Source organism: Phenylobacterium sp., assembly GCF_037189685.1.
Taxonomy (GTDB): Bacteria; Pseudomonadota; Alphaproteobacteria; order Caulobacterales; family Caulobacteraceae; genus Phenylobacterium.
Window position 1 is genome coordinate 116291 of the sequence record NZ_JBBCIT010000028.1, and the last position, 12120, is coordinate 128410.

Here is a 12120-nt window from a genome sequence, read left to right on the forward strand (position 1 = left end):
GAAATTCGCGATGCGCGTCAGTCGCGCGAAGATCCTGGCGCTGCTGACGACCTCTTCCCTGGCGAGCCTTTCGGGCGTCTCGGCCGCGAGCGCCGCCCAGGCGGCTGGCGAGGTCTACGTGCCCGAGGTGGTGGTCACGGCTCAGAAGCGGGCGGAGAGCCTGCAGGATGTTCCGATCTCGATGGAGGTCGTGTCCGGAGCGAAGATCGCCGACTTCGGGGTCACCGACTTCAAGCAGATGATCCGCTTCACGCCCAATGTCTCGGTTCTGACCACGGCGGGCAACGACGTGATCTATATCCGCGGGTTCGGTTCGCCGCCCACGAACTACGCGTTTGATCAGTCGGTCAGCATGTATCTGGATGGTGTCTACGCCGGGAAGAGCCGGCAGGCCCAGGCGCCGCTGTTCGACCTCGAAAGGGTCGAGGTCCTGCGGGGCCCGCAGGGCGCCCTTTTCGGAAAGAACACCCCGGCCGGCGCCGTCAGCCTCGTGAGCGCGGGGCCGACCTCGACTTTCCAGGGAGCCGTCAACGGGCTGTACAACTTCGACCTCGACGGGGGTGAGGTGAATGGATTTGTGGCCGGCCCGATCGGCGACCATCTGGGCGCCCGCCTTGCGGTCCGACTGGTGGATCACAAGGGCTACATCCGGAACGATTTCAACGGAAACAAGGAGCCCAGCAACGAGATGGCGTCGGCGCGGCTGACATTGCGATATGCGCCACGCGACGACTTCGACTATACGGTGAAGGTCGAGTATTCGGACCGCGACGTCAAAGGTGGCGCAAACGTCTCGAGCCCGCTGACCACGCCACAGCAGCCGAACATGTTCCGCTTCGGCGGGGACAGCGCCCTCGGTCTGGAACGTTCGAAAGCCACGTCCTGGCTGGTCAGCGGCACCGGAAACCTGCAACTGGGCGACTTCACCCTGACGGCCCTGACCGGATACTCCTTCTTCCGCGCCAACGTGGTGACGGGATTCGACCAGGCGCTCCCCGGAGGCGGCGTCACGCCGAACTCGGTGTACACCAGCTATCCTGAGCACTTTGAGCAGACGTCACAAGAAATCCGGCTTTCGTCCCCCGACCAGCAACGCCTGAAGTATACAATCGGCGCATACTATGATCGGTCCATCTACCACCTGACTCAGTTCACCGGATTCGATATCCGGTCGATTCCCTACTTCGGCCTGCATCAGAACCGGTTCAAGCAGGTCGCGGAGACTTTCTCCCTGTTCGGTCAGGCCGAGGTTTCGATCACGGAAGCTCTCCGCGCGGTCGGCAGCCTGCGATACACGCAGTCCGATAAGCGCGGGACATTTGGAGGACGTCTGGTCTTTGGCCCGTTCGCATACCGGCCGATCACGACTGCAGTGGGCCGCATCGACGAAGACTACCTCGATCCCTCCATCAACCTGCAGTACGACATCGCGCCGCGCATCATGGTCTATGCAGCCTATGGTCGCGGATCCAAGTCCGGAGGACTTGTGTCGAACACCTATGGGACCACGAACGCGACCTTCACCTTCAAGCCCGAACGGTCGACGAACTACGAGGTCGGCGTGAAGTCGACGCTTGATGACGGGCGGCTGATCCTCAACGCGGCGATCTACAATACCAAGTTCAAGGACCTTCAGGTGTCCACCTACGACCCGGCCCTTCCCGGATTCCGGACGGGGAACGCCGCCAGCGCACACTCGCGGGGAATCGAGGGCGCCCTGGCCTGGCACCCGATGCAGAACCTGGACTTCACCCTTTCGGCCGCCTACCAGGACGTGGAGTATGATGACTATCCTGGCGCGAGCTGTCTCGCGAGCCAGCCCGTGACGCAGTGCAACCCCGCCTCTCCCGCCAGCATCGCGGCCAACAACATCGGCGGGGCCACCATCTCGCACGTGTCGAAATTCAGCGGGAACTTCACCGCGCACTACCGCCACGAGCTGGGCGACGGCAACGTGATCGACTCCATGCTCACGGTGCATGGGCGATCCAAATACTTCAACGCCGACAACCAGCATCCGCTGTACGGCGTTCAGCGCGGATATGCGAAGGTGGACGCCAGGGTCCAGTACGGTCCTGACGACGAGAAGTGGTACGTCGCGCTCGTTGGGAAGAACCTGACAAACGAGAAGACTGTCGGGAGCGCGACCACATTGCCGGTTCCCCTGACCGCCGTGCCAAGGGCGTTCCTCTACCTGGACGAGACGCGAACGATTTCGATCGGAGCCGGGATGAAGTTCTAAGGCCGGCTCAGTTCCTCGTACGGCCCCGGGCGTCAGCGGCTTCGTATGCCGCCACGCCGGGGTAGCCGTCATCGTGGGCGGTCTTCAACGCCGTCCAACCCTCTGCGGTTTGGGACACATAGGCCGCCTCGCAGGCTTCGCGCCGGGCGTGCAGGCCGTTGAGGTCCTGCTCCAGCCCTCCCCCGAGACTTGCGGGTGTAGATCGCGCAGGCGCTGATGGCGCGTCGCGGCGCGCCGCCTCGCAAGCTCATCGGGAGAGGATCGTGACCGCGCAGGCGGCCTCCTCCACGCCCCAGAGACCACCGCCATTTTCGGCGATGGCCACCATGGCGTTGTCGACCTGTCGGCTGCCGGCCTCCCCGCGAAGTTGCGTCACAAGCTCGAAGAGCTGGCCAAGACCGGTGGCTCCGATCGGATGGCCTTTGCTTTCGAGCCCCCCCGACGGGTTGATCGGAAGGCGCCCCCCGATCGCGGTTTCGCCGCGCCGAGCCGCGGCGGCGCCGTCGCCGGGACCGCACAGCCTCAGATTCTCCGCTTGGATCACTTCGCCGACGGCGGTCGCGTCATGGAGTTCCGCGACGTCGACATCCTCGGGACCCAAACCCGCTGCCTCGTAGGCGCGATCCCCCACAAGGCGTCCCAGGTGGCGTTCGAGATCGTCGCTGCCCCGGTTCTCAGAGGACCCGAGCACGCAGGCCCTCACCGCCACCGCGCGGGAGCCCCCTCCCAGGCGCCGCAGGCCTGCCAAGGTACAGACCACCGCCGCCGCCGCACCGTCCGAGATGGGCGCGCACATCGGAAGCGTCAGCGGCCAGACGATCCCGCGCGCCCTCATCACCTCCTCCACGCTGAAAGCCTTGCGGAACTGGGCGCGTGGGTTGGCGACCGAATGGGCGTGGTTCTTCGACGACACGGCGGCGAACTCCTCCACGCTAGAGCCGTACAGCCGCATGTGCTGGCGGGCGAACGCGGCGTAGACATCCATGAAGACGCTGCGCGGCTCGCTGGGCGGCGGCAACATCGCCTCGTCCATGCCGCCCAGCTCGACCAACCGACGCAGGTTGGCCGCCGGATCGGCCACGTCCCATCCGGCGTCGAAGAGAGCGAACGATCGCGACCGGTCGGGATGGGTCATCTTCTCCACGCCCACGGCCAGCACGATGTCAGCGGCCCCGGCGCGCAGGTGGTCGATCGCGCCGTGCAGCGCGGTCGTGGCGCTCGCGCAGGCATTCTCGACGTTTACGATCGGAATGCGTTCGAACCCAAGGGGCCGTAGCGCCGCCTGGCCGCGGATCATGTGCTGGCCTTCGAGGGCGCCCTGTCCGGTGTTGGCGAACCAGACCCCCTCGACAGCCTTGAGGTCGCAGCCCGCGTCCGCCAGCGCGTCGGTGATCGCCGCCGCGGCGAGGTCGCGGACCGTCAGGCCGGAATGGACGCCGAAGACGGTCATCCCGACCCCGGCGGCGAAGATGTCCATCCCGACTAGAGCACCTTGCCCAGCGCGTAGAAACCGGCCCAGAGATCGGCGATCGGCGCGCGCGCCTGCGCAAGGTTGGCGAGGTCGAAGCCGACGTAGACCGGATCGTCCGGGTGACGGGCGCCGCGCGGAAGATTGTTCTCCGGCCCGCGGTTGGCCGCGCCCCGCTCGCCGGCCAGCATGGCGCGCAAGTCCTTGGCCCGATAGAGCCGGTCAAGGTCGGTGGCGGCGGTGCGGATGAGGATCTTCCACACACCGTCGCGCTTCTCGAAAATGTCGAGGTAGCGGCCCTCGTGGCAGAAATCGAGGAATTCGTCGCCCTCGCGCAGGCGGTGGATCACCGCCCACTGCGACTCGCAGAACGCCCTGTCGCCCTCGAGGTCGATGATCGTGTTGGTGATGGCGTGGCGGCTCGCCTCGATCTTCCGCAGCACCGGGATCACGTAGTCGCAGAACTCGTGGGCGTTGCCGCCGAAGAAGCCGTGATCGTCGAAGCCGTCGGACCAGTAACAGTCCTTGAACGCCTGCAGGTCGCAGCGGTCGGCCGCGCGGCAGTAGCGGTGGATCACGTCGCGGATGGCTTCGCGGTCGCGCAGTACGCCCAGTTCCTTTTCCAGGGCCGCCAGGCGGGCCTCGACGTCGCTCATCAAGTTTCTCCCTAAGCTTGTCCGGCGGCCAAGACGCGGTTGCGGAGGCGGCCGATGCCGACGATTTCCAGTTCGACCTCGTCGCCGCTCTCCAGCAGGCGATCCTGTTCGAGGCCGCAGCCGCCACCGACCGTGCCCGACCCGAGGATCTCCCCCGGGTGCAGAGTCTCGCTGGTGCTGATGAAGCTGATCAGGTCCTCGAACGAATAGGTCATGCTGCTGGAGTGCCCCTCCGAGCGGACCTCGCCGTTCACGCGGGCGATCATCGCGGCGTCGTACGGATCGAACTCATCGGCGGTGACGATGCAGGGGCCCATGGCGTTACCGTTGTCGAAGTCCTTCGACTTCGACGGGCCGAGCCCGCTGGTCATCTCGAAGCCCTGGGTGTCGCGGGCGCTGAAGTCGTTGAAGATCGTGAAGCCGAAAATGTGGCCGGACGCATCCGCCTTCGAGATGTCGGTCCCGCCGCGGCCCAGGACGCAGCCCATCTCGAGCTCGTAGTCCATGGCCTGGGAATAGGCCGGCCAGACGACCGTCGTCCCGGGGCCCGTCACCGCGAACCGGTTGGCCTTGTAGTAGATCGGCCGCACCTTGAAGACCTCGGCCATGCCCTTGTGGCGCAGGCTGGGCTCGGTCAGGCCGGCCCGCCGCATCGCGGCCTGCGTCGAACCGATCAGGTGGCCCTCGAAGCACATGCAGTCTCGCAGCTGAACCGGCCGCGGCAGCGGCGCCAGCAGTGTGACGTCGGCGAGCGGCCGGGCCATGTCACTCCGCACGCCGACCAGCTTCCGAGCCTGATCGAGGCCGGCCGCGCCGGCCTCGATCAGATGCTGCATCGACTCGAAGTCCTCGCGGGGGAAGCCCGCCGCGGCGGCCTGCGCCGCCTGCAGGTCGAGAACGCCGTTGTCGTCCAGCAGCACGCCGAGACGACTGCGCGTCGTTCGCGGTTCGACGAAGGTGACGAGTTTCATGCGGCCCTCGCTAGAAGTCGTAGGCGACCTTGGCGCCGAAGGTCCGCGGCTCGGCCCAGATGTTGCGCTGGGCGTTGCCGGTCGAATTGAGCGCCTGGCGCCGGTAGCGCTGGTCGGTCAGGTTGCGGCCCCAGACGCCGACGGTCCAGTTCCCCACGACGTAGTTGGCCGACGCGTCGAAGAGACCGAGCGCGTTGTCCGTCGAGTTGGGGTCGACGGTGTTGTTGTCGGTCTCGAAGAAGATCTTGCTGCGCCACGCGTAGGACAGGCGCGCGCTGGCGCGGCCCGGCCCGATGTCCTTCTCCAGCACCGCCGCGACGCTGTAGGAACTCTTCGGCGCGCGGGGCATCCGGTTGCCCGTGAAGTCCAGGCCCGGCCGGAAGACGTAGTCCTTGAAGCGGGCGTCGAGGTACGCGTACGAGAAGTCGAACGAGAGCATGTCGTTGACGATCGCACGGCCTTCCAGCTCCAGACCCTCGATCTTGCTGTCGGCGGCGTTGCCCACGACGATCAGCGAGGCGACCGGCGGCGGCGCGGGCACGAGGCGCAGCAACTGCAGATCCTTGTAGTCGATGCGGAACGCGGCCGCGTTCAGGCGCAGGCGCCGGTCGAAAAGCGTCGACTTGATCCCGATCTCGTAGGACTTGGCGTCCTCGGGGTCCGCGACTTGCTCGGCGGCCAGCGCGGTCGTGGCGAAGAACTGGAAGGCGCCGACCTTGTAGCCGCTGGCATAGGTCGCATAGGCCATGATGTCGGGCGTGAACTTGTAGCTCAGGCTGAGCGAGGGATCGAAGGAATCCCACTTGCGGGGCACCTCGAGGAGGAACGGCACGACGCCGATCTTCACCGGCGCGGTGTTCTGGGAGTCGTACAGGACGTCCTTCCTGTCTTCGCTGTAGCGGGCGCCGAGGGTGGCGGCGAACTTGTCGGTGAAGTTCCAGGTGAACTGCCCGAACAGCGCGACACTCTCCGAGACCGCCTTCACGTGGAAGGTCCAGGTCGTCGGGCCCCCGCCCAGGACGCGCAGCAGCGCCGCGGGCCCGAACACCAGGTTGTCACGCCGGTCGTCGATCTCGCGGCCGTAGTAGGCCCCGATGAGCCAGCTGGCCTTCTCGCCTTCGTAGCTGGCGCGGAACTCCTGCGAGAACTGCTCGGCGTCATCGGTGACGGGGTTGGTGTAGAACGGCAGGGAGCTGCCATCGATGTCGTTGATCTCGTCGATCTTCAGCTTCCGCGCCGCCGTGATCGACGTCAGCGTCACCTCGCCCACCGTGTAGTCGGCGGTCACCGAGGCTCCGTACATCTTCTTCTTGAGGAAGATGTTGGTAACGTCGCTGTACGGACGCAGCACGTCGTCGGTGACCGGCGGCACGGTGAAGCCGGGCGCCAGGGCGCCGGGGCCGAGGCCTTGCGCGAGCGGCTCGGTGACCAGGATCAGCGGCGGGCCGTCCATGTGCGTGTAGTCGGCGGCGAGCTTGATCTGAAGGTCTTCGGCGGGCGCCCAGTTCAGCTTGCCGCGCAGGCTGATGGAATCCTCGCTGCCGCCCCGCACGCCCGTGTTCACGCCGGCGAGGCTCCGCGTCGGCTGATAGCCGTCGCGGTAGTTGTAGGCCACGCTGAGCAGGCCCTGCAGCTTCTCGGGCACGAGGGACCCGGAGACGGAGCCCGAGAGATTGTAGAGGTTGTCGCCGGAGACCTTCGAAGCGCCGATCCCTGCTTCGAAACGGCCTTCGAAGGTGTCGGTCGGATCGCGGGTGATGATGGAGATCGCGCCGCCGATCGTGTTGCGGCCATAGAGGGTGCCCTGGGGTCCCTTCAGCACCTCGATGCGCGCCACATCCTGGAGTTCGACCAGAAGGCCGCCGAAGCGCCCCTGGTAGACGCCGTCGATGAACGTGCCGACCGAAGGGTCGCTGCCGCCGTCGTAGGAGCGCGTGCCGATCCCGCGAACATAGATGAGCGGCCGAGAGCGATCGGGCGCCTCGAAGTACACGTTCGGCGCCACGCGGGAGATCTTGGCGATGTCGGTGTAGCCGGCGTCGGCGAGGGCTTCGCCGGTGTAGGCGCTCACCGACTGGGGAACCTCCTGCAAGGACTCCGCCCGCTTGCGCGCGGTCACGACCAGTTCCTCGATGGTGGAGGAGTCGCTGGCCGCGTTCTCCGCGGCCGCGGCGACGCCGGCTGGGCCGGCGCTCAGCGCCGCGACGGTGGTCAGCAGCAGCGCACGGTGACGCAAGTCTCGCGCAGGATGGCAGCGCATACAGTCCTCCCCCTAGTTATCGAACCGCTTCTCAAGAGCGATCTCGCTTGGTACTAAATTGGGTACAATATTACCCTTCAGAGGTCAACAGCATGCCTAGCCCCGAATTGCAGGCCTTCATCGAGGAGGTGCGGCGGACCCGGAGAGCCCTTCTGAACAGCGACTACGACCCGGTGGCTTTCCGCACGGCCCTGCCGCCATCCGCGCTGGAAGCCGCCTCTCATATCGAGGCCCTGCGGTGCGCACGGATCGAACACCGCCCGCCCGAACGCGACGGCCGGCTGTTGGCGTATGTGAGCGGCGGCGGCTTCTGCTTCGACGCCAACGACTCGCACCGCGCCTTCGTCGATGACATCGCCGGCCGCATCGGCGCGAGCGGCTGTCTGGTGCGCTATCGCCTGGCGCCCGAAGCGCCCTTTCCCGCCGCGCTCGACGACGTGGACGAGGCGCTCGACGCCCTGTTGAGCCGGCGCCGGCCGCAGGAGGTCTTGCTCGCCGCCGACTCAGCCGGCGCTGCGCTGACGCTCTCGGCGCTTATGCGCCGCCGCGATCGCGGCCAAGCCATGCCGGCCCGTCTCGTCTGCCTGTCACCGCTGACCGACATGGCGATGACCGGCCGCTCCAACGTGTCCAACGCCGAAGCCGATCCACTCTTCGGCCCCCAGGCCGTCATCCACAAGGTCTGCAACTACCTGCAGGGCGCGCTGCCCACCCGGCCTGACGCGTCACCCTACTGGGGCGACCTGACCGGCCTTCCGCCGTGCCTGGTGCTCGCCGGCACGACCGAGGTGATGCGCGACGACTCCGTGCGCCTGGTCGACAAGGCGCGCGCCGCGGGCGTCGAGGCCGACCTTCAGCTCGTCGAGGATGCGCCCCACACCTTCCCGCTGATGACCCTGCCGGAGTCGCTGGCCGCGCGCGACGTCATCGCAGGGTTCCTGCGGGGCGACTGACGTCAGGAATCGGCGGTCGGCGCAACGATGCCGTTCAGGAGCAACACGTAGAATTCGGAGAAGGCGTCGCTAAAGCCGATGCCGGCGCGGTCGAGCACCTCGGGTTCGTTGATCCGGCCGACGGCGGCGAGGAACATCTCCGCGACCAAAGCCGAATGCACGGCGCGGAACCGGCCCCGGCGGATCCCGTCCTCGATGATGTCGCGCAGCACGTTCGTGCGCTCGCGCTGATGGTTTTCGAGCAGCGCCATCGCCGGGCGATAGCTTTGCAGGTCTTCCAGAAACACACCGCTGGCCGTGCGCGATTCGGCCACGCCCGGCTCCAGGTAGGCGACCAGGCGGCGCTCCGGGTCATCGTGCTCCAGCGCACCGGCCCAGCCCAGGTGGCGGATGCGGTCCAGCCACCGCTGGACGACCAGAAGGAACAACTCCTGCTTGCTGGGCGCGATCTCGTACAGGGTCCGCTTCGAGCACTTCAGCCGGCCCGCCAGGTCGTCGACCGTCACGCTCCGGAAGCCTTCCTGCATGAAGAGACGTTCCAGGGCCTCGACGAGATCGCGGTGACGCTCGCTGCTCGTGGGCAAGCGGTCCGGCCGGGCTTGCGGCATGGTCTGCGGTCCTCCTAGCCGACCGGCGCCACGAATAGCCCGTCCTCGCCCGTCCGCCAAACGCGGCGCCTTCAGCTCTTTACAGGTAATTTAGTACCCATAATAGTACCGCAACATTCTTTTGGGGGCGGAAGAGTCATGGATGAATTGACGTCGGCGGCGCTGCTCCTGAGCGCAATCCGCAACCATGGCGACCGGCCGGCGATCACGTTCGGTGGAACCACCCACACCTATGCCGACATCGACGCCGCCTCCGACCGGGTCGCGGGCGCCCTGGCGGCGCTGGGGATCGGCCGCGGAGACGCGGTGGCCCTGCATCTCCGCAATGGGCCGGAGTACGTCCTGAGCGAACTCGCGATCCAGAAACTGGCGGCCATCCGCGTCCCGCTGAACGAACTCATGGCTGCGCCGGAACTCTCGCACTGCCTCGAGCACAGCCTCGCGAAGGCGTTGATCGCCCACACCTCGCTGCCGGAACCCGACAGCACAATTCCCGGCCTCATACGGATCAGCGTCGCGGACGAGGCGGCGCAGCGGCCCGGCCAGATCGCCTGGGAAGACCTCCTGTCCGGTTCGCCGCTGTCCACGCCGACGCACGCCGCCGCCGCGGACACCGCGATCCTCGCCTATACGGGCGGCACCACGGGACGGCCGAAGGGCGTGCGGCACAGCTACGGCCGCATGGCGATAAACCTGCTGGCGCATGTGGTCTGCGGCGACATCCGGAGTGACGAGGTGATGCTCCTCACCACGCCTCTGCCGCACTCCGCCGGATATCATCTGGCCGCCTGCCTGCTGCAAGGCGGCCGGGGCGTCCTGGAGCGGCGGTTCGACCCCGTGGGGGTGCTCGCCACCATGGCCCGGGAAGGGGTGACCTGGACCTTCGCGGTCCCGACCATGCTCTACCGCCTGCTCGACGGCCTCGGCCCCGACGCGCCCGACATCTCCCGGCTGCGCACCGTCGTCTACGGCGCGGCGCCCATGAGCCGGCAGCGGCTCGAGGAGGCGTTGCAGCGCCTGGGGCCGGTGTTCGTGCAGATCTACGGCCAGACGGAGTGCCCGAACTTCATCACCACGCTCAGCAAGCAGGATCACGCGCGGGCGGACCTGCTCGCCTCGTGCGGCCGGCCGGTCCCGTTCGTGCAGTTGCGGATCGCGCCGGGCGACGACACCGAAGGCCAGGTCGGCGAGGTCGAGGTGCGCTCACCCTACCTGCTCGAGGAATACTTCCGGGATGCGGAGGCCACCGCCGCGGCGGTGGAAGCGGGCTGGCTGAGGACCGGCGACATCGGCTTCCTGAACGACGGCTACCTGTTCCTGGTCGACCGGGCGAAGGACATGATCATCAGTGGCGGCATGAACGTCTATTCCACCGAGGTCGAAGCCGCGCTGCGATCGCACCCCGCCGTGGCGGAGGCCGCGGTGGTCGGCGTGCCCGACGCGGACTGGGGCGAAGCCGTCACCGCGATGGTCGTGACCCGCGATCCCGTCACCGAGCCTGAACTCAAGGCCTTCGCGCGCAGCCGTCTGTCGGCCTACAAGACGCCCAAGCGCATCGTCTTCCTGGGCGGCCTGCCCCTCACGGCCTACGGAAAGATCGACAAGAAGGCGCTGCGTCAGCGCCTCGTCGAGGGGCGCGCGCCGTGAAGCCGCAGGCGCTCGGCTGGCCGCTCACGGTCCTGTTCCTGGCGAACCTGGTGGCCAGCATCGACCGCACCGCGCTGGCGGCCCTGCTTCCGGCGATCAAGCAGGACATGACGCTCAGCGACACCCAGCTCGGCATCCTCACGGGCATCGCGTTTTCCGCCTTCTACGCGATCTTCGGCCTCCCCCTCGCGGCGCTGGCGGATCGCGGCCACCGGCCCCGGCTGATCGCAGCGGCGCTGGTGTTCTGGAGCCTGATGACCGCCGCCACGGGGCTCGCGAAGGCCTTCGTCCACCTGGTCGCCGCCCGGATGATGGTGGCCGTCGGCGAGGCGGGTGGCGTCCCGGCGTCGCACTCCCTGCTGAGCGACCTCACGCCCGACCACCGCCGCCCGGCGGTGCTCGCGATCCACACCGCTGCCGGCCCACTCGGCTCGCTGCTCGGCCTGGCCGGCGGAGGTCTGCTCGCGGCCACCCTGGGATGGCGCGACGCCTTCGTCGTCCTCGGCCTCGTCGGCCTTCCCGTCGCGGTCCTGACCTTCTTCCTTCGCGAGCCGCGCACTGCGGGCGCCCGGGCGGACGGGATCGAACCACGCCCGAAGGCCGGGACGCTGCTGGGTCGTCGCTCCTTCCAGTTGCTGCTGGGCGGCTTCGCGCTCGGGTCGTTCGCGATGAACGGGCTGCTGCAGTGGCTGCCCAGCTACCTCGGGCGCGCCTTCGAGATGGACATCGCCCGCGTCGGGGTCCAGTTCGGTCTTGCCTACGGCCTGGGCGCCATGGCCGGCATGCTGGCCGGCGGCGCGGTCGCGGGGCCGCTCATGCGCCGCGACACCGGCTGGGCCCTGCGGCTCGCCAGCATCTCCTACCTCGTGGGCGCGCCCTGCCTGCTGGCGTCGCTGCTGGCCCCCAGCGCGCCGATCGCGCTGGCGCTCATCTTCCTGGGCTCGGCGTCGGCGTCCGCCGCCTATGGCCCGGCCTTCGCGATGATCCAGATCATCGCCGAACCCCGCCTGCGGGCGTTCGCGACCGCCTCGTCGCTGTTGGTCTCCAACCTCGTCGGCGCCGGGCTCGGCCCGCTGGCCGTCGGGATCCTCAGCGATAGCCACGGCGGCGCGCCGGCGCACGCGCTGCGCTTCGCGCTCGTCAGCCTCTTCCCCGTCCTGATCTCGCCGGCGCTGCTCTACTGGCTGGCCATGAAGCGGCTTGCCTGGGAGACCCGGTAGGACTGGACGCGGATGTCGCGCCAGCAGCAGACAATGGAAGGAGCGGACGTTCGAACGCCCGGCGCAGCTCTGACCGCTCTCGCCCCCTGGCCGAC

At 67.8% G+C, this 12120-nt stretch carries 9 protein-coding genes; 4 read left to right on the forward strand and 5 right to left on the reverse strand.

Going from position 1 to position 12120, the window contains the following annotated elements:
- Positions 1-118: 118 nt before the first annotated feature.
- Complete coding sequence (locus WG212_RS16275) at positions 119-2242, forward strand: TonB-dependent receptor (protein WP_337188165.1); 2124 nt, start codon at positions 119-121, stop codon at positions 2240-2242.
- Positions 2243-2489: 247 nt separating this feature from the next.
- On the opposite strand, the gene WG212_RS16280 is transcribed toward WG212_RS16275, so the two are convergent.
- Genes WG212_RS16280 through WG212_RS16295 form a run of 4 tightly spaced genes read right to left on the reverse strand, consistent with a single transcriptional unit; the run spans position 2490 to position 7597 of the window.
- Positions 2490-3719 carry a thiolase family protein gene (locus tag WG212_RS16280; protein ID WP_337188166.1) on the reverse strand — a complete coding sequence of 410 codons (1230 nt, stop codon included), beginning with the start codon at positions 3717-3719 and terminating at the stop codon, positions 2490-2492.
- A 5-nt stretch (positions 3720-3724) separates the two neighbouring features.
- Positions 3725-4366, reverse strand: coding sequence for a nuclear transport factor 2 family protein (locus WG212_RS16285; protein WP_337188167.1), 642 nt, complete (start codon positions 4364-4366; stop codon positions 3725-3727).
- An 11-nt stretch (positions 4367-4377) separates the two neighbouring features.
- Positions 4378-5337 carry a fumarylacetoacetate hydrolase family protein gene (locus tag WG212_RS16290; RefSeq protein ID WP_337188168.1) on the reverse strand — a complete coding sequence of 320 codons (960 nt, stop codon included), beginning with the start codon at positions 5335-5337 and terminating at the stop codon, positions 4378-4380.
- A gap of 10 nt (positions 5338-5347) precedes the next feature.
- Positions 5348-7597, reverse strand: coding sequence for a TonB-dependent receptor (locus WG212_RS16295; protein WP_337188169.1), 2250 nt, complete (start codon positions 7595-7597; stop codon positions 5348-5350).
- 92 nt (positions 7598-7689) lie between these two features.
- Between WG212_RS16295 and WG212_RS16300 the strand changes: the two genes are divergently transcribed.
- On the forward strand, positions 7690-8550 hold the full coding sequence (locus tag WG212_RS16300; protein WP_337188170.1) for an alpha/beta hydrolase fold domain-containing protein: 861 nt from the start codon (positions 7690-7692) through the stop codon (positions 8548-8550).
- Positions 8551-8552: 2 nt separating this feature from the next.
- Here the strand turns inward: WG212_RS16300 and WG212_RS16305 are convergent, their stop codons facing one another.
- On the reverse strand, positions 8553-9158 hold the full coding sequence (locus WG212_RS16305; RefSeq protein WP_337188171.1) for a TetR/AcrR family transcriptional regulator: 606 nt from the start codon (positions 9156-9158) through the stop codon (positions 8553-8555).
- 138 nt (positions 9159-9296) lie between these two features.
- On the opposite strand from WG212_RS16305, the gene WG212_RS16310 reads away from it, so the two are divergent.
- Both WG212_RS16310 and WG212_RS16315 read left to right on the forward strand, forming a co-directional pair.
- Positions 9297-10805, forward strand: coding sequence for an AMP-binding protein (locus tag WG212_RS16310; protein WP_337188172.1), 1509 nt, complete (start codon positions 9297-9299; stop codon positions 10803-10805).
- Positions 10802-12025, forward strand: a complete 1224-nt coding sequence (locus WG212_RS16315) for an MFS transporter (RefSeq protein WP_337188173.1) — start codon at positions 10802-10804, stop codon at positions 12023-12025. Before WG212_RS16310 ends, WG212_RS16315 begins: the two co-directional genes overlap by 4 nt.
- Positions 12026-12120 lie beyond the last annotated feature (95 nt).